At 63.1% G+C, this 23,781-nt stretch carries 16 protein-coding genes; 8 read left to right on the forward strand and 8 right to left on the reverse strand.

Annotation, left to right across the window (positions count from 1 at the left end; genetic code table 11):
• Nucleotides 1-196: 196 nt before the first annotated feature.
• From AQ611_RS19265 to AQ611_RS19295, 7 genes are all read right to left on the reverse strand, one after another.
• Complete coding sequence (locus tag AQ611_RS19265; RefSeq protein ID WP_069235704.1) at nt 197-1,417, reverse strand: cytochrome P450; 1,221 nt, start codon at nt 1,415-1,417, stop codon at nt 197-199.
• Nucleotides 1,407-5,354 (reverse strand): non-ribosomal peptide synthetase, encoded by a 3,948-nt coding sequence (locus AQ611_RS19270; protein WP_083237455.1) that lies wholly within the window; start codon nt 5,352-5,354, stop codon nt 1,407-1,409. The genes AQ611_RS19265 and AQ611_RS19270 overlap by 11 nt, the downstream gene beginning before the upstream one ends.
• Nucleotides 5,351-6,124, reverse strand: coding sequence for a TauD/TfdA family dioxygenase (locus AQ611_RS19275; RefSeq protein WP_069235706.1), 774 nt, complete (start codon nt 6,122-6,124; stop codon nt 5,351-5,353). Before AQ611_RS19275 ends, AQ611_RS19270 begins: the two co-directional genes overlap by 4 nt.
• Nucleotides 6,108-6,980, reverse strand: coding sequence for a TauD/TfdA dioxygenase family protein (locus AQ611_RS19280; RefSeq protein WP_069235707.1), 873 nt, complete (start codon nt 6,978-6,980; stop codon nt 6,108-6,110). The genes AQ611_RS19275 and AQ611_RS19280 overlap by 17 nt, the downstream gene beginning before the upstream one ends.
• A 262-nt stretch (nt 6,981-7,242) precedes the next feature.
• Nucleotides 7,243-8,262 carry a hypothetical protein gene (locus AQ611_RS19285; protein WP_083237457.1) on the reverse strand — a complete coding sequence of 340 codons (1,020 nt, stop codon included), beginning with the start codon at nt 8,260-8,262 and terminating at the stop codon, nt 7,243-7,245.
• Between the two features lie 25 nt (nt 8,263-8,287).
• Entirely contained in the window at nt 8,288-9,127 is an 840-nt protein-coding gene (locus AQ611_RS19290) for a TauD/TfdA dioxygenase family protein (RefSeq protein ID WP_069235708.1), read from the reverse strand.
• Nucleotides 9,128-9,899: 772 nt separating this feature from the next.
• Entirely contained in the window at nt 9,900-10,238 is a 339-nt protein-coding gene (locus AQ611_RS19295) for a hypothetical protein (RefSeq protein WP_231936071.1), read from the reverse strand.
• Nucleotides 10,239-10,977: 739 nt separating this feature from the next.
• On the opposite strand from AQ611_RS19295, the gene AQ611_RS19300 reads away from it, so the two are divergent.
• The 7 genes from AQ611_RS19300 to AQ611_RS25755 all read left to right on the forward strand — a co-directional run bounded on the left by AQ611_RS19300 (nt 10,978) and on the right by AQ611_RS25755 (nt 20,583).
• The gene (locus AQ611_RS19300) at nt 10,978-12,135 is read left to right on the forward strand and encodes a beta-propeller fold lactonase family protein (protein WP_083237459.1); all 1,158 of its coding nucleotides are present in this window, start codon (nt 10,978-10,980) and stop codon (nt 12,133-12,135) included.
• A 423-nt stretch (nt 12,136-12,558) separates the two neighbouring features.
• A complete protein-coding gene (locus tag AQ611_RS19305) occupies nt 12,559-14,160 on the forward strand; it encodes an ABC transporter substrate-binding protein (protein ID WP_069235711.1) in 1,602 nt (533 codons plus the stop codon).
• Nucleotides 14,161-14,254: 94 nt separating this feature from the next.
• Nucleotides 14,255-15,235, forward strand: coding sequence for an ABC transporter permease (locus AQ611_RS19310; protein ID WP_069235712.1), 981 nt, complete (start codon nt 14,255-14,257; stop codon nt 15,233-15,235).
• A 46-nt stretch (nt 15,236-15,281) separates the two neighbouring features.
• Nucleotides 15,282-16,349, forward strand: coding sequence for an ABC transporter permease (locus AQ611_RS19315; RefSeq protein ID WP_231936072.1), 1,068 nt, complete (start codon nt 15,282-15,284; stop codon nt 16,347-16,349).
• A 12-nt stretch (nt 16,350-16,361) separates the two neighbouring features.
• Nucleotides 16,362-18,485, forward strand: a complete 2,124-nt coding sequence (locus AQ611_RS26430; RefSeq protein ID WP_231936073.1) for an ABC transporter ATP-binding protein — start codon at nt 16,362-16,364, stop codon at nt 18,483-18,485.
• A 612-nt stretch (nt 18,486-19,097) separates the two neighbouring features.
• A complete protein-coding gene (locus tag AQ611_RS25750) occupies nt 19,098-20,129 on the forward strand; it encodes a lipid II-degrading bacteriocin (protein WP_146011721.1) in 1,032 nt (343 codons plus the stop codon).
• A 142-nt stretch (nt 20,130-20,271) separates the two neighbouring features.
• Nucleotides 20,272-20,583: a hypothetical protein gene (locus AQ611_RS25755; protein ID WP_197517153.1), complete on the forward strand. Its 312-nt coding sequence runs from the start codon at nt 20,272-20,274 to the stop codon at nt 20,581-20,583.
• A 383-nt stretch (nt 20,584-20,966) separates the two neighbouring features.
• On the opposite strand, the gene AQ611_RS19330 is transcribed toward AQ611_RS25755, so the two are convergent.
• Nucleotides 20,967-22,151, reverse strand: a complete 1,185-nt coding sequence (locus AQ611_RS19330; RefSeq protein WP_069235713.1) for a porin — start codon at nt 22,149-22,151, stop codon at nt 20,967-20,969.
• A gap of 708 nt (nt 22,152-22,859) precedes the next feature.
• Here AQ611_RS19330 and AQ611_RS19335 point away from each other — a divergent pair.
• Nucleotides 22,860-23,720 carry an AraC family transcriptional regulator gene (locus AQ611_RS19335; protein WP_083237460.1) on the forward strand — a complete coding sequence of 287 codons (861 nt, stop codon included), beginning with the start codon at nt 22,860-22,862 and terminating at the stop codon, nt 23,718-23,720.
• The last annotated feature ends 61 nt before the right edge of the window (nt 23,721-23,781 follow it).

Consider the following 23,781-nt stretch of genomic DNA (forward strand, 5'->3'; position numbering starts at 1 on the left):
TCTGCTTTTTATTTGAAACTAGGCGTGCGCTCCGGTGCGATCGCATGTGCGCGTGGGCACGTTGCGCATGAAGGCGTGACGTGCCCGGCTTGCAGTCAGCCTTGATCGGCATTCGAGTGAGCCGGTCGGGCAGCCCGGTGAACCGCACCGGTTTCGCGCGCCATTTGCATTGGATATGGCCGTCATGGCTGGCTTGTCAATCGAGGCTGATCGGCAGCGTGCTGAAGCCGTGCAGGAAGTTGGAATAAATCGGAGCCGGCTGCCCAGCGAGGGTGATGCGGGTTACCGCCATGCGCACCGCATCCAGCAATGTGACGAGTTCGAGCCTGGCCAGTTGAGCGCCAATGCAGAAGTGCGGCCCGTATCCAAACGACAGGTGCGGATTGGGCCGCCGGTCCAGACGAAACGAGTCGGGATCGGCAAACCTGCGCTCGTCCCGGTTCGCGGAGACATTCCATAGCGTTACGATGTCGCCGGCGCGGATTCGATGCTGGCCGAGCTGAACGTCGGTCAGCGCGACCCGGCCGAAATGCATCGTAGGAACGTGCCAGCGGACCACCTCCTCGGCCACCAGTTCGAGATCCACGGGCGCGAACCGGAACGCGCGCCACAGCTCGGGGTGTTGCGCGAACGTGTGCATCGCGCCGATCATGGACAGCCGGCTGGTCTCGTCCCCGCCGAGCAACAGGCTGTAGCAGTTGGCCACCACTTGCTCGTCGGTCAGCCTCGCTCCGTTCACCTCGGCCTGGACCAGCCTGCCGACGAGGTTTTCGCCGGGGTGGCGGCGTTGCCGTGCCACGTGCTCGAGAAAGTAGAGCAGGATGTCCTGCCGCGCGGCTGTCCCGTCCGGATCGGCTTGATCCTCGTGTTCGCTGCTCAGCGCTTGTTTGTCCCAGGCGATCAGCAGTTCATGGTCGTCCTCGGGCACGCCGAGCAGGTCGCAGATGGTCCAGATCGGCAATCGGGAGGCGATGGTGCGGGCGAAATCGAAAGCGCCTGCGCCGATGTGTTCGGCGAGCAACGCTCCGGTTCGGCGGCGAAGCAGGTGCTCGATGCGCGCGATCGCGTCCTTGGACAGCGCGGGGGCGATCAGTTTGCGCAGCGCGCCGTGCCGAGGCGGATCGGTGACGGCCAGCATCTGCCCGGCGGCGGAATCCCCACCGGCCAGCAGAGTCAGCAGCACGTTGCCGCGCTGCGAGCTGAACCGGTCGGCGTCCCGGTACACCGCGATCAAGTCGTGGTAGCCGGCCAGCACCCAGAACCCGGGCGCCGCCCCGTTGACCGCCGGGTGCCAGCGCACTGGCTGGTGGGCGCGTGCCCATCGCCAATAGTCGGTCATATCGGCACGCAAGTGCGTCCGCGGATCGGTGAGGTCGAGGTCGACGAACGCCGTCGTGCAGGATTGTTCAGTGGGCATAGCCGTGGCCGAATTCGTTCCGTTCCAGTTCGTCGGCCAGCACGCGTCCGATCTGCGCGAGGCTGGACTCTGCGCTCAGGCTGTTGTGCGTTCCAGCGACCGGCCGCTCGACGGTGTTTCCGTCTACGTGGACCGCCCATTGTTCGGCCTTGCGCTGCGGGTCCGGGCTGCCAGGCTGGTTCGTCTCCAGCGCCCGGACGTAGATCAGCCGGCCCCGGAATTTGCCGCGCGGCACGTATCGCCGGGAGAGCACGTAGTTTCTCCTGTGCAGATCGAACATTCGCTGGAAATGGTCGTCCGACAACAACGCGTATGGACTGCCGAGGCGATCCAATTCCACCTTGATCTCGGACAGCGGCGCGGCGTCCCAGATGCCTGGCTCGATCGGCGTGGTTTCCGCGAGCATGGTCAGGAAGTATCGGCGCAGTGTTTGGTCCCGATCGAAGTCGTCGGTGGATGCGTCGAACGGTGTCGGTGGCGGCGGCGAGCTGTCCAGCAGGATCACCGAGCCTACCTGCTGCCCGGCCCGCTGCAACGCGACAGCCATTTCGAACGCCACTCGCCCGCCGAACGACCAGCCGAGCAAATGGTATGGCCCGGCGGGTTGGAATGCGATGATCCGCGCGAGATAGTCGGCGGTCAGTTCCTCCACCGATTCCGGCCAATAGCCGGCGTCGCTGAGCGTCCTGGCCTGAAGCGCGACGATCGGCCGATCCGGCAGGTGCCGCAACAGGCCGGCATAGCCCCAGCCCAGGCCGGTTGCCGGGTGCATGCAAAACAACGCTGGCCGGCGACCGGTTCGGCGCAACGGCAGCAGCACGTCCAACGAATCGGTCACGCTGCCCGGCAGATCGAGCGATGCGGACAATGCCTGCGGCGATGGGGCTTCCAGCAGCGATCTCATCGACAGGTCCGCACCCAGCATGGTTCGGACCTTCAGCACGAGCTTCGCGGCGAGCATCGAATGCCCGCCCAGTTCGAAGAAATTGTCCGCGCGGCCCACCTGGTCCCGGCCCAGGACTTCGGCAAAGATCTGGCAGAGCAGATGTTCCTGCGGAGACTGCGCCGGCGCCTGCGCACCCATGCGCGGGTGGGCTGGCGCAAGCGCCTGGGCTGAGGCCAGTTCAGGCAACGCGTGATAGTCGATTTTGCCGTGCCGGGTGCGGGGTAGGCGATCAACGACGATGACCCGGTCCGGCGTCAGATAGCGCGGCAGCCTGTGCGCCAGATAAAGCACCAGCGCGTGGGGCGCGGCTTCACCGGCGAGCACCGCATACGCGAGCAGTTGCTCGCCGGTGGCGATCACCGCCGCTTGCCGGACGTCGGGGTGCGTTTGCAGCGCGGCCTCCACCTCGCCAGGTTCGATCCGCTGGCCGCGCAGCTTGATCTGCCGGTCGCACCGGCCGACGAATTCCAACTGGCCGTCCGGCAGTTGCCGAACCCGATCGCCGGATCGGTAATGGCGTGTCCCATCCGGTCCGGTGACGAACGGCTCGACGGTCAGTGTGGGGTGGTGCAGATAGCCGAGCGCAACGCCGTCGCCGCCGATCAGCAGTTCTCCGATCGTTCCGGCGGGCACCGGCCTGAGCTGCTCGTCCACCACTTGCGCGGTGCAGCCGGGAATCGGCCGGCCGATGGGCACGATGGCGAGATCGTCGAGTTCTTCGCTGATCGTGGCGCATACGGTGGCTTCGGTAGGCCCATAAGCGTTACGTAACCGGTGGCGCGCGCGCCACCGGCGCAGCAATCCCGGGCCGGGACGCTCGCCGGCAACCACGATGCGCAGCCCGGCGGGCACCCGCTCCTCAGGGACGGTCGCCAGCACCGACGGCACCATGATCAGGTGTGAGACGCCGTAAGCGGTGATGACGCGGGCGATGCCGTCACCGTGGCTCAGCTCGTCGGAACCCGCGAACACGGCGGTGGCGCCGCAGCACAATGCGAGCGTCAGTTCCGCGATCGATGCGTCGAATGTGATCGGCGCAAACTGCAACACCCTGGCTCCCACGCCAGCGTTCATCGCGTCCGCATGCGCGCGCGCCATGCCCGAAATTCCCCGGTGGCTCACCATCACGCCCTTGGGATGACCCGAGGAGCCCGAGGTGAAGATGAGATAGGCGGGGTCCTGAGGGTGGAGCGCAGACGGCGGCATCGCGGCATCGGCATCGGCGTCGTGCGCGACGTTGTCGTCCGCGTCGGCGCATGGTTGCGGCAGCGGTTCGGCGACGACGGTAGGGATATCAGCCAAAGCCGGCGCGCCGACGGCGTCCGGTTCGACGATCGCGATGACCGGCGCGGCTACGTCGAGCATGTGCGTCAGCCGCAACGTCGGCTGCCCGAGATCGAGCGGCAGGTAGATCGCGCCGAGCCGCCAGACGGCCAGCATCGCCGCGGCGGCGAGCGGCGAAGGGCCACCGGTCACGGCGACCACGTCGCCTTTCACGACGCCGTGTTGCGCCAGCCGTCTGGCCAACCGCGCGCACCACGCTTCAAACGCCTGATAGGTCAACGATCGCGAACCAGCGGCGACCGCGGGCACGAACGGGGTCCGCCGCGCCTGTTGCGCAAATGCGGCCGGCCAGCTCTGCCATGCCGGCACGGGGGCCGATGGCCGCTGGCGACGCGCATGCGCGTCATACGCGGCATTCAGCTCGCGCACGGTGCCGCGCGGCGAGTGCACCGCCTGCTCGATCAACGCGCACAGTCGCTCCAATAGACCGCGCAGCCGCGCGACCGGATATTGCGCCGGATTCCCGGCCAATTGCAGCTCCAGCGAACCGCCGGCCGCCGGTCTGCATACCGTCAGTTCCAATCCGGGCACCGGCCCGTAATTGCGCGGATGGATCGTGGCGCTCACCGCGCCGAAATCGGGCCGCAACTCGTCGAACAACAACATGTTCAGCCCGACCCCGGTGGGAGCGGGCCGGCCCGCGGCAAGCAGATCACGCCGGATGTCTTCCCTGCGGTATCTCTGATGCCGCAACGCCGCCCGGATTGCCGCACGCGCCGCTCCGATCACCGACTCGAGTGCGTCGTCGGGGCGCATGGGCACCCACAGCGGCACCCGATTGACCGCGACGCCGGCGGTACGCCGCAGCGCGTCGGAATTGCGGCCGCTCACGCTCAGCTCCAGCAGCGCGTTGCCGGCGCCAAGCAGTACCGCCAGGCAACCGGCGATGACCGCCGTGGCCCCCGGCCGCCGCTCGCTCACGGATTCCACGGCGTCGGACAGCGGCTTCGGCAACCGCCGGCGGACTCGCGCCGGCGCATCGTCCGCACGCGCAGGCGGAATCAACGGCTCGGTCACGGCGCTCATCGCGCTCAACCAGTAATCCCTGTCCCGAAGGAACGCGTTGGACTGCCGGTAGTCCGCTTCCGCGCGCAAAAGCGTGACCACGCCGGTGTTGTCGATCAGCGGTGCGCCCGTGCCGGCACAGAGCGCGCGGTAAGTCCGCGCAATCCACCATAGCCGCCAGCGGGCGGTATGGCCGTCCACCACCGCATGATGGCCGCGCGCGGCCAACAGATGCAGATGCGGCGATACCCGGACCAATACGAGCGTCCAGGCGCGCTGATCGGCAGTCGTGACCGGCTTCGACATCCATGTCGACAGCCATCGCCATCCCGACGTGAGCGCATCCGGCCGGCCGGTCATATCGACGACCTCGAAGACGTTTGGCGGCGAGCCGCACTCGGCCATATGCGTGCGATCCGCGTCTTCGACCACGATCCATCGCGCGGTTTCGTCGTGCTCGACTACCCACCGAGCCGCGTCGACCAGCCGATCCACCTCCAGGCTCCCGGCCAGCACCACGATCTCTGCTATCAAGTAAGGGTCTGCCCGTCCCAGCGGCGCCTGCGCGAGCCAGATCTCCTGCTGCGCCCTGGACAACTGATTGGCGGATGGCTGCCCTGGCCTTGTTTGTGCGCCGGTCATAGGAGGACCTCCCCGCCGACGGGCGCCGTCAGGCTGAGCACGCCCTTCAGCAGGCAGCGCTCCCCCCAGAACGCGTACCGCCCGTGCAGAACCCGGCGGTTGTGCATGAATACCGCATCGCCCGCCATCAACGGGATCGGCGTCACCAGGCCGCCATCCACCAGCCGTTGTTCGCAGAACGCGGCGAACCGGGCGCACATGTCGATGACCGGGGCCGGGTTGTCCGGGGCGACCCGGGTGCTGCTCCAATTCAATACCGCACCCGCGCCGTCATAGTCGATCACGCGCCTGGTCACGGTGCGCTCCCCCTTGGTGAATCGCACGTCCACCTCGCATAGCGACCGCAACAGAGCGGGATCGCAGGCCGCAAGGTAGTCCGCGACGAGCGAGCCGTCCACCGCGAAGGTCGCGCCGCCGAACCGGGCAGGGGTTTCGCAACAGAGGAAGAAGACGTCGAACGCCACGTCGCTGTATGCCCCGTCGACATGCAGCGGCATCCGGCCGTTGCCGTACCGGTATTGCGCGGTAGCCGCCAGCGTGGCGTCGTAACGGATGTCCAGCCAGCCGGTCCGGTCCAATCTGCCGGTTACCGGGTCCTCGTCGCGGAAATGAAAGTCGCCGATCTCGCCGGCCAGCTTCTGATAGAAGGCGCCGTTGCCGGCGTGCGACGCGCGCCGTACCACCACCACCTTGTGCCCGGTCAGCGCGGCGCGCAGCCGCTCGCCGGTGCCGGCGCCGCGCGATTCGCGGATCTCAGTGAGAAATCGCATGGCTTGCCTCCCGTTGTCGGGCCCGGCTCGGCGCGATGCCGTCGCTGACCAGCACGCGATGAATCTCGCGCCGCTGCCCGTGATAATCGTTGAGCGCGTAGTGCTGCACGCAACGGTTGTCGATCACCACGAGCAAGCCGCGCGTCCATCGAACGCGCCCGACAAACCGCGTGTCGACGATTTGCTGGGACAGCTGCTTGATCAACTGGTCGCTCTCGAGCATGCTCATGCCGACTATGCCGGTCATGTGGCAGGCGCTGACATAGAGTCCGTTGCGGCCCGTCGACGGATGCGTCCGCACGATGGGATGGATGTACGTCTGGTCGGCACGGGACCGATTGTCGATTCGTTGCACATCGCCGATCGAGAACCGCGGCGTACCGCTGCCGTGAACCTTCGACGCGGTGAAAATCCCGTCGAGTGACGCAATCCGTTCCTTCATGTCGGCCGGCAACGCTTCATATGCCGCGCACATGTTCGCGACCAACGTGTCGCCGCCATGGCGAGGAATGTCCACGCCACACAGCACGGTATAGGCCGGCGGGATCGCGTGGTACGGCGAATCGGTGTGCCACACGCCGCCGAAGTTGCTGGTCGAATCGCGTTCCTTGACGATGCGAAAGATTCCCGGATAGCCATTCAATGGCTTGCCGAACGGATATTCGGCAATCGTCCCCAGGCGCCGTGCGAACGACAAATGCGCATCGGGATTCAGCGCTTCGCGCCCGTCGATACACACAACATGCCGGTCTAGCAGCACCTGCATGATCTTGCCGAACTCGTCCGGCCCGAGCCGGTCGATCCGCATGCCACTGATCCGCGCACCGATGGCCGGTGCGATATCGACAACCTGCATTGCCACCTCCGCGTTTCCTGGTTGATTCTTTGTCGAACGTCCCGGCGGGGCACACGGCACGGGGTCGCACGCGCGAGGGCCGCGCCGCGCACCGCTGGCGCAGCGGCGCGCGGCACGAAGCGAGCCGGCGCGGTGCGCAACAGGGCGCTCTGCGCGCCGTGGCCGGCCACTTGCCGAGCGCCACGCAAGCCGGATGCCGCCGCCCGTGCCGCAGGCCCGCTTCGTGCGCTCCAACATGCCCGGTGAAAGCGTGGCCATGTGCTCAGATTTCCCGCATGGGCTGCCATGTCTGGAAGACCCCGCATTGCCGCGGCTTGGCCAATTGCCGGCCGGATCTCACCTCGTCATGAGTCGGCACCGGGTCGCGCCGCCAGGCGTCCAATTGATCGAGATCGAGCGTCGAACGGTGTCGCCACGGCAATCCCGGGTAGTCGGCGGGCATGGACGTGATGGTCGGCACGGGCAGCCGGTCCGCGTAGAGGCGGCCCGCCCATAGATCGCCGCTGTCTTCGAGCACGCCGACGCGATCGCGGTCCAGCAACCGGCTCACCGGCAGATGCGGCGGAATGCGCAAGCTGTTCTCCGCGCCCGGAAGGTCATGCCGCCAAATCCACTCGACCAGTTCGTCCTGCCGCCGGTTGAGCCGCTCGTCGGCGAAAACCGAACTCATCACCACCGGCACGGCCACGCCGCCCGCCTGCCGGTAGGACAGCAGGCCAGCCAACCGTTGCCGCAGTTGGCCCGGCGTGTCCAACGCGCTTACGGACACCCGCAGTTCGGCACCGGTCTGAACTAATCCCGATTGCGTGTCCGGGGCGATGACCCGAAAGTACTTCGTGACGAATACGGTGCATCGGCCGGCATCGCGGATCAGCTTCGCGAGCGCATGCGCTTTGGGCCAGTTCCACGACGCGTCGCTGTTCCAGCCGTTGCGCAAAAAGCGCTGCTCCGGCGGCAAGGAAAGGAGATCCTTTCGCAGCTGGTCCGCGTCGAGCACGTTCTCCACGCGAATGCCGAAGTCGTAGTCCGCGGCGAACGCGCCACGAGCGGCGAAGCAACTGCCGTAGCAAATCTGCGACGCGGGCAGGCAGCCCATGTACAGATCGGTCGTGAGGCTGTCGAATGGAAGCCCGCCATGCCGTCCGGCTCGAATCGTGACCGGCGTGGGGGAGCACAGCGCGTGACCTTCGGTCATGCCCTGGCCGCTTTCGGCGATCAACGAATGCACGTCGTGCAGTACCGCGATGGGGATGACGGGCACGGTGTCTGAGTGGTGAGACATGGCGGTTTCTCCTCTGCCGTCGGAATCATTGTTGAAGGTCCGGACTTGCGAGCGCTTCGCCGCTCGGGACCGCGAACATGTGCGCGGGGGCGAAGATCTTGGTGGCCTTCAGCCAGCGTTGGCCACGAAAGGCTTCCCGCCGGTGCAGCAACTGGGCGTTGTCGTAAAGCGCGAAATCGCCGGTGGCCCACCGATGAGCGTAGATGCGCTCCGGCCGCAGTATCCGGGCCAACACGCGGCCCTTCAGCGCGGCCGATTCGGCCGCATCCAAGCCGCTAAAGCCCTGGGTGTTTTCGCTGACGTAGGCGAAGCGTTTGCCCGATGTCGGACTCACGAGCAATGCCGGGTGCGACACTCGGAGTTTTGGCACGTTGTCATGGTTGTACGCCGGCTCGTAGGCCGCGCGCCGGGCGGCAAGATTCGCGATGGCGGGCTCGTCCAAGCCGGCTGTCGCGACATCGGTCGACACGAAGCTGGTCGCGCCGCCGGAACTCGCGGGAATCACGCAATACAAGACCGCGAGCGTCGCCGGATTTTGCCGATGCTGCTGATCCGAGTGCCAGCAGTCCGTGTCGGCCCCGGCGAAACCGATGGGCTTGCCATGTTCGTCGCGCAAATTGGATAAATAGCTGATTGCCGGATAGTCGGGGGACAAGCAGACCCTCCGCGACGACTCTTCCAGCGGACCGATCCGTCGCGCCAATGCGTGCAGCTCCCGATCGTCGAGACATTGACGCCGGAATATCACCAAACCGGCCTGCGCGACCAGTCGCAGAAAGCCCGCGTGATCGTCGGGCGAGCACGCCTGGAGGGCGACGCCGCTGACCTGCAGGCCGAGCGTGTCCGATAGTGGCTCTATTTTCACGATATCTCCTGAGCCGGGAATGAGAGCCGAATGCCGGCGGCAAGCGCCTCGGGATTCGGGGTTTCAAGTGCGGCTGCTGCGGGATGCGTCTAATTAAGGTTGGTGAAATAAGATCGGTGGATTTTTGATATTGATCTTTTCGGAATTGTGATGTGATTGTATTGTTGTGGTTATGGCTTAATATTTTCGATGGTTGGAGGGTAATTTTCCCTATGATCGGAATGAAAGGAGGTTTGTGTAGGTCGTAATGAAATAGCACGAATTGTGCGGGAAATTTCTAATAAAAAGATTAGAAGGGTGCAAGAAAAAACTCAAGAACTTATTCGAATGATAAGGCGTCGGAATGGTGAATAAAGATATGTAATTTTCGTGAATTGATGTGTGAGTGGTTTCCTGTATGATGACGATGATTGATTTGCGGATTAATGTATGGTTTATGGATTGATCTTGGTTTTATCGAAAAGCATTTGCTGCTCTATTGGAATGCTTTCTATTTAATTTTTCCTGTCTTTCATTTGCCTGCTCTAATTCCTTTGATGCGAGAAGGCATCCGGACCGCGGCGGTGATCGACGTTCCATCCAGCGCGCAACACGTCCAGCGGAACTGCACGGCGTTCACCGGCTGGCGCGTGAAGCGCCAGGTTATACGGGCCAGGCTGCGCGTAAGCCGCGCGGCGTTGTCGTATCGAATCGGCGGGTTGGAACGCAGGCGAAACGCGGATGAGGTTAGCTTGCTCGGCGAACATAGGCCCGCTTGCCGACTATGTCGGTCCTATCGACCGAACGGCATCAAAAGCATCGCGCCGCTCGCAGGCGCCGTATTGGCTTTCCCCAAAGTCGTCGAGCCTCGCACGCGAATGGCCGACACGTTGTCCGACCACGCGTTGGCGACATAAGCCGTCGCCCCGTCCGGCTTGATTGCGATTTGCGCCGGCGACTTGCCGGAGAACGAGGCGACCGTGCCGATCTGGATATTATTGGCCGCGTAGGCGGCCATCGACGCGGTTGCCGCCACCATGACAGCCAGAGCGAGCGCGGAACACGCTGTGGCGAATCGTCCGGCATTCATTAGTTGACGCGGCCGTGCCAGCGGCATGAGTTGTCGACGCATGATGTTTCCTTTTTACCGATAAGTGAAGTCTCGCGCTGGCTCGGACGGAGTCAAGGCGTCTGAAAGGCTTGACCATCGGCAGCCTTCTTTCCGATGGGTTGATTGACCGATCCGGGCAAGAACGCCGCCAAGCGGATTTAATGCGTTTTCTTTCCCGATATCACCGGCTATCTTCCGGAGGATAACGTCCCAATATAAAGCGGAATGCCATTCTCTATTCGATGAATCGATGGGCAAGTCATGATTTATTTAAATGCCTTTTTAATGAAGATGGCATCGATGTGGCGGCATTAGGCCCCGGGCAAAACGGCCGGCCGCGGCTGCATGGTTCGAGTCGGTTCGAACGCGGACGCGAATTCCATTTGATGAAGCGATTGCTTAATCGGCTCGCTTTATTTGCGCGGGTGGCTTGCCGATTCGGTTGGCGCGTGTTTCATGTGCGCTGCGCAGTCCGGAATGATTTCCGTTTCTTTGAAATTCGATACTTGAGGTGCCGGTATGCGGGGCATGATGTGCCGCCGCGGTGGCGCAGGGCGCCGCGCTGTATTCAGCGTTTATCCTCCCGCAGATGACCGGTGATATCGGGAAAGAAAACGCATTAAATCCGCTTGGCGGCGTTCTTGCCCGGATCGGTCGATCAACCCATCGGAAAGAAGGCTGCCGATGGTCAAGCCTTTCAGCCGTCTCGACTCCGTCCGAGCCAGCGCGGAATCTCACTCATCGGTAAAAAGGAAACGTCATGCGTCCACAACTCATGCTGCTGGCGCGGCCGCGTCAGTCAATGAATGCTGTGCGGTGTGCCGTGAAGCGCTCCGCGTGCGTCTTGGCGGCGGTGGTGGCCACCACCGCGTCGATGGTAGCGCACGCGGCCGACAACACCCAAATCGGTACGGTTGCCGGATACTCCGGCACGATGCCGTGGGCGGTGGCCGTCACGCCGGACGGCAAGCGTGCGTATGTTGTTAACACGAGTTCGAGCACGATCTCAGTGATCGATGTCGCGTCGAACACCCAGACCGGCACCGTTGCCGGCTATACCGGCCAGCTTCCCCTTGATATTGCCGTCACGGCGAACGGGGTGCAGGCTTATGTCGTTGCCGGGAATCCGGCCTCCGTCTCGGTGATCGATGTCGCAACGAACCGGGAGATCGGGAAGATATCCGGCCTTGCCGGGCGGCCTCATTGCGTCGCGATCACACCGGACGGAAAGAAAGCTTTCGTCGGCACCGACAACGCGGACACAATCACGGTAATCGATGTCGGTTCGAGAACGGTGACGGGTTTCGTCAAAGGCTACACCGGCCTCTCGTCCAGCAGCATCGCGATTACGCCGGACGGCACAAAAGCCTTCGTCGCCAACTCCGTGTCGAACACGGTTTCGGTGATCAATGTCGGCACGAACACGCAGATCGGCACTGTCGCGGGCTTCACCGGCGCGGCGCCCGCGGGCGTCGCGATTACGCCGGACGGAAAGAAAGCCTATGTCACCAACTCCAACTCGAATACGGTCTCGGTGATCGATGTCGCGTCGAACACTCAGACCGGCACTGTTTCCGGCTTCACCGGCGTGGCGCCCAGCGGCGTCGCCTTCACGTCCGCTCCGACGAGCGCGGGAACGATCGCGTATACCGCCTACGTGACCAACGCGTACTCGAACACGGTCTCGGTGATCGACGTTGCGTCGAATACGCAGACCGGCGTCGTAAGCGGTTTCACGGGCAGCTGGCCTGTCAGAGTCGCGTTCACGCCTAACGGGACGATCGCCTATGTCGTCAATCCCGCATCGGCCAGCGTGTCGGTCATTCGCGTGCGCGGCGCGACGACTTTGTGGAAATCCGATACGGCACCCGCGAGCGGCGCGACGCTTTTGATGCCGTTCGGCCGGTATGGCCGATAAGCGATCCTGGGTTGAGCGATCGCGTCCGGTCACGTTTTACCCCGCCTTCGCCCACTCGAAGCGACGAAGCCGCGCCGCTTGCCGCGCGGCTTCGCCTGTGTCGCCTGAGCCGACCGCACCGGCTTCATGCCCGGGCTGCACGATGTTAGAACGGCGCAGCTCACCTGATCCCGCCCGTTGACGACGGCGGCGCGCAACGCCGGCAACCGCTTCGTCACGCCGATCGTCGAATGCATTTGCGCGCGCTTGCGGCGCTCGTCGCGCGCGTGGAGCTAGGCCGCGAGTCATCTGAGACGTCAGCCGTCATATCGATAGCACGATGTGTTGGTTCGTTCCGCCGGAGCGCATTGCTACGATTTTCGGTCTGCCCGTCGCGCGATGCGACGGCCTAACGCTCACGCATCCCGACAGGAACGACGACGCATGTCTTGGCTGACCCGACGCGGCTTTCTCATCGCATCCGGCGCAACGCTCGCGAGCGCGGGCCTTCCCGCCGCCGTGCTCGCGCAAACGAACGGCGCGGCACGCAAGCGCGGCGGCACGCTGAACGTTTCGATCAATCCGGAGCCGCCCGTGCTGGTGTCGATCTTTCAGACCACCGGCCCGGCGCTGCTCGCGAGTTCGAAAGTGCATGAAGGGCTGCTTGCATACGATTTCGACATGCGGCCGAGGCCGCAACTGGCGAGCGCGTGGCAAGCGAGCCCCGACGGTCTCGCGTATACGTTCACGCTGCGAAGGAACGTCAAATGGCACGACGGCCAGCCGTTCACGTCGGCGGACGTCGCGTTCTCGATCGAATTGCTGAAAGCGATTCATCCGCGCGGGTGCAGTACGTTCGCGAACGTCGCCCGCATTCGCACGCCCGATGCGCACACGGCAATCGTCGAGTTGTCGAAGCCCGCGCCGTTTTTGATTCGTGCGCTGTCGGCCGGCGAATCGCCGATCGTGCCGAAGCATCTGTATGCAGGCGGCGATCCGCTGTCGAATCCGCACAATAACGCGCCCATCGGCACGGGGCCGTTTCGCTTCAAATCGTGGACGCGCGGCGCGAGCATCGTCTATGAGCGCAATCCGGATTACTGGGAGGCGGGCAAGCCGTATATCGATACGCTCGTGTTCAAGGTGATTCCGGACCCGGCCGCGCGCTCGGCCGCGTTCGAGACGGGCGCGCTCGATTTGGGCGGCGAGAACCCAGTGCCGCTCACCGAGCTGCCGCGCCTGAGCCGGTTGCCGCAACTCGCCGTCGAGACGCGCGGCTACCGGTTTCTCGCGCCGCAGACCGAGATCGATTTCAATCTCGATCATCCGGTGTTGAAGGACCAGCGCGTGCGGCAGGCGATCGCGCAGGCGATCAATGCGCAAGTCGTGCAGAAAACGATCGCTTACGGCTATGCGGACGTGTCGCCGACGCCGATCACGCCCGCGTCGCCGTATCACGATCCGACGCTCGTGCCTTATCCGTTCGATCCGGCGGCGGCCGGCAAGCTGCTCGATGCGGCCGGCTATCCGCGCGGGGCGGCCGGCGTGCGCTTTCGGCTCACGCACGACTATCTGCCTTACGGCGACCTGTTCCGGCGGCTTGCCGATTACACGAAATCGGCGCTCGCGCGCGTCGGCATCGACGTGACGGTGCGCTCGCAGGATCTGCCGTCGTTCCTGAAGCGCGTTTATACCGACCGGCAGTTCGATTTCGCGAGCACCGGCGTCAACACGCTGTTCGATCCGAGCGTCGGCGTTCAGCGGCTGTATTGGTCGAAGAATATCCGGCCCGGTGTGCCGTTCTCGAACGCGCCGCACTACAGCAATCCCGATGTCGACCGGCTGCTCGAAGCGGCGTCGATCGAGCCGGACGAGAGCAGGCGTGTCGCGCTGTACCGGCAATTCCAGCAGATCGTCCATCGCGATCTGCCGATCCTGAACCTGATCGCGCCACGCTCGATCACGCTCGCAAACCGGCGCGTGCGCGATCACACGGTGTCCGCGCAGGGGCTCGAAGGCAATTTCGCGGATGTCTATTTGATTTGAGCCGGGCGGCGCCGCGCATGCGCGCGAAAGGCTACGCGCCGGGCGCATCCGGGCGGCGCATTTCGGCCGCATTGGAACCACACGAGGAGAACCCATGAGGCGAAACGCGCGCTGGGGCGCGATCTTGCGCCGGACCGCGTGGCAGGCTGTGCCGACGGTGATCGGTATCGTGATCGTCAACTTCTGCCTGCTGAAGCTGATGCCGGGCGACGCCGCCGACGTGCTCGCGGGCGAATCGGGCTCCGCGAGCGCCGAGACAATGGCGATCATGCGTGCGAAGTTCGGCCTCGATCAGCCGCTCGTCAGCCAGCTTGGCGCGTATCTGTCGCATCTCGCGCACTTCAGCCTCGGCTATTCGCCGCGCTACGACATGCCGGTGATGCAGCTCATCCTGTCGCGGCTGCCCAACACGCTGCTGCTGATGGGCGCGGCGCTCTCGCTTGCGCTCGTCGTCGGCGTCGCGCTCGGCGCGGTGATGGCGCATTGGGCGGGCAAATGGCCGGATCGCGTGCTGTCGGTGCTCGCGCTGCTGTTCTATTCGACGCCCGGCTTCTGGATCGGCCTGCTGGCGATCGTGCTGTTCTCGGTGCGGCTCGGCTGGCTGCCGAGCGGCGGCAATCTGACGATCGGCGCGCCGCTGCATGGGCTCGCGTATGCGGCCGATCTCGCCAGGCACGCATTGTTGCCCGCGACCACGCTCGCCACCTTCTTCGTCGCGATCTACGCGCGCCTCACGCGTGCCGCGATGCTCGAAGTCGGGCAACAGGATTTCGTGCGCACCGCCCGTGCGAAAGGGCTGTCGGCCGCGCGCGTGAGCGTGCGCCACGTGCTGCGCAATGCGCTGATGCCGCTGTCGACGGTCGTCGGCATGCATTTCGGCACGCTGCTCGGCGGCGCGGCCGTCACCGAGACCGTGTTCAGTTGGCCGGGGCTCGGCCGCCTCGCGCTCGACGCGGTGCTCGCGCGCGATTTCAGCGTGCTGCTCGGCGTGCTGTTGCTGTCGTCGCTGCTCGTGATCGTCGCAAACGCGCTTGTCGATCTGATTCAGGCGTGGCTCGATCCGCGCGTCGGCTGATGCGCGCCCGCGTGTTCCAATACCTGTTTGTGTGGGGAGATTTCCGATGACTGTCGATTCGTCGAATTTCGGTTCCGTGCCGTCCGATGCGCGACGCGCCGCCCCGTGGCGCCGCGCGTCGCCGTGGCGGCAGCGCGCGGGCGCGCTGTCCGGGCGGCATGACCACGAGGGCGGCCACAGCGCTGCGCTCGAGGGGCTCGCGGCGGGGCAGGCCGACGTCGGCATGGCTGCCGGCGCCGACGTCTGGGCCGAGAGTGGCGTGGCGTCGACGCATGCGCGCCGCGCTGCATGGCGCGCGTTGCTGCGCAATCCGTCGGCGCTCGCCGGCCTCGTGCTGCTCGCGGCGTTCGCCGTGCTTGCGCTGATCGCGCCCGTATGTTTTCCCGGCGATCCGCTCGACATGGTTGCCGCGCCGTTCGAATGGCCGTTTGCCGATCCGGCCTACTGGCTCGGCACCGATTCGCTCGGCCGCGACGTCGCCGCGGGCATCGCGCACGGCGCGCGCGTGTCGCTGCTGATCGGCGCGTCGGCCGCCGCGCTCGGGCTGGCGATCGGCACGCTCGTCGGCGCGCTCGGCGGCTATTTCGGCGGCATTGTCGACAATGTGTGCATGCGCGTGACCGAACTGTTCCAGACCGTGCCGTCGTTTTTGCTCGTCGTCGTGATCGTCGCGATTGGCCGGCCGCAGGTCACGGTGATTGCGTTCGCGATCGGCGTCGCGTCCTGGCCGAGCGTCGCGCGGATCGTGCGCGCCGAATTCCGAGCGCTGCGCCATGCGGATTTCGTGCTTGCCGCACGCAGCCAGGGCTTTGGCAACGCGCGCATCATCTTCGGCGAGATCCTGCCGAATGCGCTGCCGCCCGTGATCGTCACCGCGTCGGTGATGGTCGCGAGCGCGATCCTGATCGAATCGTCGCTGTCGTTTCTGGGGATGGGCGATCCGAACGTCGTGAGCTGGGGCGCGATGATCGGCGCAGGGCGCGACGCGCTGCGCACCGCGTGGTATTTGAGTGCGATTCCCGGCGCGGCCATCGTGCTCGCGGTGCTCGCGCTGAATCTGCTCGGCGACGGCTTGAACGAAGTGCTGAATCCGCGTTTGCGGCAACGCGTTTAAGGATGCGGCATCGTGAGCCACGATAGTCAAAACACGTTGCTGGAAGTGCGCGATTTGCGCGTGAGCTTCGGTGCGCACGACGCAGTGCGCGGGATCAGCTTCGACATCGCGGCGGGCGAGACGCTTGCACTCGTCGGCGAGTCGGGCAGCGGCAAGTCCGCGACGGCGCTCGCGCTGATGCGGCTCTTGCCCGAGCAGGCGCGGGTGAGCGGCAGCTTGCGGTTCGACGCGCGGGAGTTGCTCGCGTTGCGCGAGCGCGATGCGCGCGACGTGCGCGGCCGGCAGATTTCGATGATTTTCCAAGAACCGATGACGTCGCTCAATCCGGTGCTGACGATCGGTGAGCAGATCGTCGAGACGTTGCGCGCGCACGAGCCGCTGTCGAAAGCCGCGGCATTCGCGCGCGCGGTCGAACTGCTCGATCTCGTCGAAATTGCCGAGCCGCAGCGCCGCGTGCACGATTATCCGCACGAACTGTCGGGCGGCCAGCGGCAGCGAGTGATGATTGCGATGGCGCTCGCATGCCGGCCGCGCTTGCTGATCGCCGACGAGCCGACCACCGCGCTCGACGTGACGATTCAGTCGCGCATTCTGTCGCTGCTCGATACGCTGCGGCGCGAACTGCGTATGGCGCTGCTGCTGATTACGCACGATCTCGGCGTGGTGGCGGATCGCGCGGATCGCGTCGCGGTGATGCTGGAGGGAAGGATCGTCGAGCAGGCAAGCACCGCGCAGACGTTTTCGACGCCACGGCATCCTTATACGCGCGGATTGCTGGGTGCGTCGCTGACGCTTGCCGACGAGTTGCATTATCGCGAGCGGGCGCTGCCCGAGATTCGGCATCGCGCGGTGGCGCAGGCTGCGGGGACGTTCGAGGCGATGCGGCTTGAGGGCGGGCGCGGGGGCTCGGGGGCGGCGCGCGGGCAGGACGCCGAGGCGGGGACGGGCTGCCCGGAAACTACTGCGGCTGATGCGGCTGATGCGCGGCCTTTCGCGAAAGTGGGCGCGTCGCGTGGGCGATTTGATGGCGACGAGGCGGTCAGTCCGGAAACCGTCGCGGCTGCCGCGCAATCGCTGGCGAATGAAGCGATACGCGGACGAAAGGATCGCGACGAGGCGGCCGGCCCGGAAATCGTCGCGGCTGATGCACGGCATGCGCGCCGCTCGGCGAAGGCGGCGGTGCACGCACCGGCTGCCGCATCGGATGCGTGCTTCACCCAAACCGCGATGGCCGACGCGGCGCATGCGCAGGCCGCCGTCATCGATGCCGCGGGGCCGCACCGCACGGCAGCCCCCGCGCACGAGCCGTCCGCATCCGCTGGTTCGCCGCCGGTCACGAACGGCGCTCCGATGCTGCTTTCCATTCGCGATCTGCGCGTCGATTATTCGCAACGGCATGGCGGTGCTGCATTGCGCGCGGTCGACGGCGTGTCGCTCGACATCGCGCGCGGCGAATCGGTCGGGCTCGTCGGCGAGTCGGGCTGCGGAAAATCGACACTGTCGCGCGCGATCATGCGGCTCGTGCCGGCCGCGCACGGCGAGATCCGGCTGCATGGCGTGGATCTCGCGCCGCTGCGCGAACGCGCGTTGCGCCCGCTGCGCCGGCGCGTGCAGATGGTGTTTCAGGATCCCTACGCGTCGTTGAATTCGCGCCGCACGATTGGGCAGATGCTCGATGCGACGCTCGCTGTCAATGGCGTCGCCGATACGCGCGCGCGGCGCAGCCGCGCACGCGCGATTCTCGAGCGCGTGCGTTTGCCGGCGTCGGCGCTCGGCCGTTTTCCACACGAATTTTCCGGCGGCCAGCGGCAGCGGATCGGGATCGCGCGCGCGCTCGTGCTGGAGCCGGAACTGCTGATCTGCGACGAGCCCGTCTCGGCGCTCGACGTATCGATCCAGGCACAGATTCTCAATCTGCTCGTCGAGTTGAAAAAGGAACTGGGGCTTGCGCTGCTGTTCATTTCGCACGATCTGTCGGTCGTCCGCTATATCGCGGATCGCGTGCATGTGATGCGGCAGGGGCGAATCGTCGAAAGCGGCGATCATCGGTCGATCTGGCGTGAACCGCAGCATCCGTACACGCGTGCGCTGCTTGACGCGATTCCGGGGCGTGCGCGGGTTGCGCGGGATGATTGAGCAAATGCCGTCGTTGTGGCAATGCGATCGTTTTACCGCGGCCGCGCGATAGCAATGCCCGCGCCGCCGCTCGTGCTTTCTCCCATGACGCCGATACGCAATGCGTCGATGCACGGATTGAGCAGCGTGCCGGAAGGTCTACGCAAGCCCGGCATACATGCGGCGCATTGATCTGGAGTTTTAGTCGGAGAACGAGCGTTGCTCTAATAGCCTCGGATGCTATCCCATTCTATGCGCTTGCCTCACAGTGCTGTTGGAGTGTCATAGTTGACGAGTAACCGTTCGAGTCGGGCATTTCAATTAGCTGATCGAAAACTACTGCTACTTCCGAAAATATCCGCATTCGAGCGAAATGGGTGCTTGTATTTCTTCGGAAGTTCTGTTTTTTTCCAATTGAAGTCCACATTCTGATTTTGGAATGTAGTAATTGATGTTATAAAATCATGATGTGTGGGAAATTTTCGCTTAATGTGGATTTTGCGAAAAAATCCACCAAAACAAATCGACATTCATGAAATAATTGAAAAATGTTTGGTGGGGCGTTCCAAGATGGAAGGGGCGTAACGTTGTTTGATTTGTTGTGTAATCTATTTTTTTAATAAATTATATTATATGAAAAATTTAAATAAATTTAATCGCAAGAGGCGTGCGCTCTTGTCGGCATCTGCAGTGCTACCTGCAACGGCATTGCTTTCACTCAAAAGTTGGTCTGTTGAGCCAGATCCAACATTAAAGACAATTGATGTTGTTGGTCAGCGGCCTGCGAATGGCTTGCCATATTTGGGAGCTCCTATTCAACAGCCAGACGGGAGTTTTATAACTCCCGGTCGAGCCAATATTGTTACGATAGGTGGTTTCCCCATCAATAATGGTAAGAAAATTTTAGAAGCTGTGGAGCAAGAAAAACCATTGGAGGCATTAACGCAATTCGCTTTTGCCCTTGCAAATGCGGATGAAATGTATGTGCGCTCTCAAGCATCAATTTACGGATTGATGACGCAATGGTTGGCGAATGGGGGTTACGTAAATCAGCCTGGTGCGACACCATATGGATTTTTGGAAGGTTCAGCTGGCGGGATGCATGCGTTATTTGGAGTGTGTGGGAATGAGTACCATAGAACGTGGATAACTCCTCCGCCCTCGGAGTTTAAATTTTATGGGACGCCATTCATGCCAATTGCTGCGCTGTATTATTGGTTATTTGGAGACGGATCGGCTCGATCTATGAATTTGGAATCACTTAATCTTCATCTTGGAGTTGAAGATTTCTCTCCGGTTAGTAACGCAATCGGTAACTTTGGATATGGGCCAGGAAAATATCCAATTGATGCCCAATTTAGCACTAATACATTTAACAATCCCAAAGATCTGATGCAGGCGTTGGCGTTCGGTCGGATAAGTGGCCATATCGTTGGAGTACTGGAGTTGACCCAGGATGGGCGATACTTATTTGATGGAAAGTATGAACTATACTCGGATAGATATAAAGCGTATGAGTCAAACCGACCGGGATATCAGGAAGTACTCACGAAGTTCCTCACGAAAATAGGCGATGCATTTGGTCATCGTGATTACGATGTGATTTTTTCCGGAAGTAAGGAAATTCATTTTTCCGGCGCACGGTCGGCTGTTAGTCGGCCATAAATTTTGAATTCGATTTGTCGTATGTTTTGCGATAACCTGCGCGGATAATAGTGGTTGATATCAGGGGTGATGTGTTAGATAATATTGATTTCATTGCTTATTTTGGTGTTATTTAAATTGGTGCCGATGAAATTTTTAATGAATGGATGAGGTAATGGAGCTGAGTTGCTATATATTTATTTTGATTTTAACTTTTTGTTGGGCAATGTATCAGTCTGTTTTCAAAAAATACGCCTATGGTTTTAAGTGGTGGCGCCTGCTTTGGGGCGCATGTTCGATATTGATTTTTGTGGGGGCGGGATTTACTTTTTACGTCGCGAAGCGCTTACCTGATGCAAATGCACTGACGTCGCTAGGTTATGCCGTTACAGTTCTTGGCGTTGTAGGCGCTTGGCTGGCAGGGTTTTCCCGAATTGTCGTGTGCTTGTATCGCTACCTTAGAAAATCTCGTTAAAAAGAAATTTTCAACACGAAGGTTGGTGAGATCGGTTTGATGATTAAACAAATCCTAGGATATCGACAAGTTTCGAGACGGTCGCAAGAGCGTGGGGACATCGTACAAATGTATCAGCATCGCAGGGTGGCTAAGACTTTCGGCGGAACTATGTGAGGGAGTCGATATTTCGTCCATATCACATGCCGCAAAGCGGAAATCGCTCGCCATCCGTTCAGTTTGCCGTATCGCGAATATTCATCGGCGCATCAGTTCGATGCTATCGGCATGCCGACAGGTGGTTCTTCAATCGAGGCTGACTGCTGGTTACCCGATCTAACCTATTGCCGAGTGGCGTCGCTTAGAACGATTTCCGTTGCTGTTGCATCGCGCCGCCACGCCGCTCAAAACTTCACGCGCAACCCGCCGAACACGGCGATCTGACGATCGGTCGACGATGGCGCGCCGGCGTCGGCGATCGATGCGATCTTCCGGTAGCCGCTGCGCGTCGACGTCGACGCGTCGCCGGCCGCGAGTTGATAGACGCCCGACAGATACAGATCCGTGCGCTTGGACAGCGCGTAGTCGACGCCGAGCGTGAACTGATGCCAGCGCGGCTTGAGCGTGCGGCCGTTTGTGTTCGGCAAACCAGACGCGCTGCCGTCGGTGAACGTATAGACGCCGATCAGCGTCGTCGCAGGCGTGAGCTGATAGCGCGCGTTCGCATCGTAGTTGTTGAACTTGCGCGACGAGCCGTCGACGTAATCGAGCTGCGTGTGGCTCCACGCGAAGCCGAGCCGTGCGGCGCCGATCGTGTAGTTCGCACCGGCCGCGGCGATCTGCTGCTTCAGCACGCCGCCGTTGAGTCCGTAGAAAAATGCCGGGCTGTAGTCGCTGCCGGTCGTCGAGGTCGCACCGCCGACCGCGCCGTTTGCGTTCGATGCCGCGCTCGGGTGATGCAGCACGACATAGCCGCCGCCGATCGACAGCGGGCCGTTCGTGTAGTTTGCCGCGGCTGCCCATGCGTTGTTGTTCGAGAAACCCGTGCCCGCGCCGCCATTCGCCTGGTTGCTGAACGCGTACAGCAGATCGAACGCGAAGCCGCCGAGCACTGCGCTGCGGAACTTGACCGCGTTGTTGATGCGAAACGACTGGTTCAGATTGTCGTTGTCGCCCACGTGCGTCGCCGGGCTCCAGAAACCCGGCCCGGCGTATTGCGCGACGAGATCGGCGAGCGGTTCGTATTGACGGCCGAGCGTCAGCGCGCCGATGCCTGTCTTCGACAATCCGACCCACGCTTGCCGGCCGAATTCGCGCCCGCCCTGGCCGAATGTGCCGTCATTGGTCTTGAAGCCGTTTTCGAGCGTGAAGATTGCCGAGAGCCCGCCGCCCAGATCCTCGATGCCTTTGAGGCCCCAACGGCTGCCGTTGAGCTTGCCGCTCGACTGCTGGAAGTTGTGCGCGCCGCCCTGATTGTTGGTATACGCGATGCCGGCATCGACGATTCCGTACAGCGTGACGGAGCTTTGTGCGTGTGCCGCGGTGGACGCCAGCGAAGCCAAACCCAGTGCGATCGATTTTCTGATCATTTTGTTTTCCTTTATTTTGTTGAATAGATTTTTGAGAAAACCGATGCTATTAAAATCTTATGTAGGATTAAACGTGCAAATTCCGATTTGAAAATCTGCAATCCGATGCTTAACAAATCCGGACGCCGCCCGGTGCACCGATCGGAGCAGATGTTGCCGGGGAGCGCGGTAGCGGCCGGAGATTCGCGGTACGAACGGATGGTCGGGGGGCGGCACGCGTCGTCGGCCGCCTATCGATAGAAGAAAATGATCGTAGGGCACGTGTCGCGAGCGCGGAAAGTGATGCGTCGGCGCCACATCGCGCCTGGCGGGGAGAAGCGCCGGGCGGCTTCGGCACGTGCGGCGGATCTCGGGCGGTTCGACGGGATTCGGGAGCGATTCGCGGGACATCGGGCGGGGCCTCGGCGCTCGATGCGTCGACGATAGTGCCGCGCGCGAGGTTTTTGGGTCGCGCGGGAGCCGCGGATGCGCGTGCCGCGTTCCCTCACCGACGGTGCTTCGCAAGCCTGGGACTGGCTGGAAGACGACGGACGGCGGCCCCACGGCCGTAGCCAACGGACGCTTGTCTGGCAGGCGCGGGATGGACGGTCCACGCATCCGGTGCGCAGTGCTAGAATTTTTGCCCGGCGTTGCTCAACTGATGAGCCGGAGCATCGATTTTCACGCGCCGGCGTGACTTTCCGGCTTCATTTTCGCGGCGAAGACGACATGGAAAACGAGGGGGGCAGCGCAATGCCGGGCGAGCCGCTGGACAACCCCATGCCCGACACGCGTGCCGATTGGATCCATCGGACGTCGCACGGCGGCCTCGAGCGTATCGAAGCTTATTTCCATGCGCATGCTTACGACATGCACCGGCACGATACCTATGCGATCGGTTGCACGCTGTCCGGCGTGCAATCGTTCCATTACCGGCGCAACGTCGTGCATAGCCGGCCCGGCCGCACGATCGTCATTCATCCCGACGAACCGCACGACGGCGAAGCCGGTACGGAACGGGGATTTCGCTACCGGATGATCTATGTGGCGCCGGCGCTCGTCCAGCAGGTGCTCGGCGGACGGCCGCTGCCGTTCATCGATGGTGCAATGTCGGACGATCCGCGGCTGCACGCCGCCGCCGGCACGCTGCTGCTACAGCTCGACGGCGGGGGCGATTCGTTCGAGCAGGACGACGCGCTGTTCGATCTGGCGATGGCGCTCGACGCGGCGAGCGGCGCGAAACGCGCGCGCCGCACGGGCGACTATCGCGCGGCGCAACTCGCGCGCACCTGCCTGCACGATGCGCCCGATTACGCGATATCGCTCGACGATCTCGCGCGCATGGCGGAACAGGACCGTTGGAGCTTGTGCCGCGATTTCCGCCATTTCTTCGGCACGAGCCCATACCGATATCTGACGATGCGACGTCTCGAGCGCGTGCGCGCGCTGATCGTCCGGCAAGTTCCGCTCGCTGATGCGGCTGTGCGCGCCGGTTTCGCAGACCAGAGCCATATGACGCGCCATTTCAAACGGGCTTACGGGTTGCCGCCGGCGCGGTGGCTCAGGATGCTGTCGGCTCGCGCAGCGTGAGCGCCGGCCGGCCGGGCCGTCCGTTCGGGGCGGCCCGGCCGGCGTGCGCGTCTGTCTAGGT

The sequence above is a fragment of the Burkholderia singularis genome (assembly GCF_001718875.1).
In the GTDB taxonomy this organism is placed as follows: domain Bacteria; phylum Pseudomonadota; class Gammaproteobacteria; order Burkholderiales; family Burkholderiaceae; genus Burkholderia; species Burkholderia singularis.

Coding starts and splice junctions, on each gene's coding strand:
- AQ611_RS19315 (WP_231936072.1), top strand. CDS start 15,282: ATGACTGTCGATTCGTCGAATTTCGGTTCCGTGCCGTCCGATGCGCGA.
- AQ611_RS19305 (WP_069235711.1), top strand. CDS start 12,559: ATGTCTTGGCTGACCCGACGCGGCTTTCTCATCGCATCCGGCGCAACG.
- AQ611_RS19300 (WP_083237459.1), top strand. CDS start 10,978: ATGCGTCCACAACTCATGCTGCTGGCGCGGCCGCGTCAGTCAATGAAT.
- AQ611_RS19280 (WP_069235707.1), bottom strand. CDS start 6,980: ATGCAGGTTGTCGATATCGCACCGGCCATCGGTGCGCGGATCAGTGGC.
- AQ611_RS19335 (WP_083237460.1), top strand. CDS start 22,860: ATGGAAAACGAGGGGGGCAGCGCAATGCCGGGCGAGCCGCTGGACAAC.
- AQ611_RS19310 (WP_069235712.1), top strand. CDS start 14,255: ATGAGGCGAAACGCGCGCTGGGGCGCGATCTTGCGCCGGACCGCGTGG.
- AQ611_RS25750 (WP_146011721.1), top strand. CDS start 19,098: ATGAAAAATTTAAATAAATTTAATCGCAAGAGGCGTGCGCTCTTGTCG.
- AQ611_RS19295 (WP_231936071.1), bottom strand. CDS start 10,238: ATGCGTCGACAACTCATGCCGCTGGCACGGCCGCGTCAACTAATGAAT.
- AQ611_RS19265 (WP_069235704.1), bottom strand. CDS start 1,417: ATGCCCACTGAACAATCCTGCACGACGGCGTTCGTCGACCTCGACCTC.
- AQ611_RS19275 (WP_069235706.1), bottom strand. CDS start 6,124: ATGCGATTTCTCACTGAGATCCGCGAATCGCGCGGCGCCGGCACCGGC.
- AQ611_RS19270 (WP_083237455.1), bottom strand. CDS start 5,354: ATGACCGGCGCACAAACAAGGCCAGGGCAGCCATCCGCCAATCAGTTG.
- AQ611_RS25755 (WP_197517153.1), top strand. CDS start 20,272: ATGGATGAGGTAATGGAGCTGAGTTGCTATATATTTATTTTGATTTTA.
- AQ611_RS19285 (WP_083237457.1), bottom strand. CDS start 8,262: ATGTCTCACCACTCAGACACCGTGCCCGTCATCCCCATCGCGGTACTG.
- AQ611_RS19330 (WP_069235713.1), bottom strand. CDS start 22,151: ATGATCAGAAAATCGATCGCACTGGGTTTGGCTTCGCTGGCGTCCACC.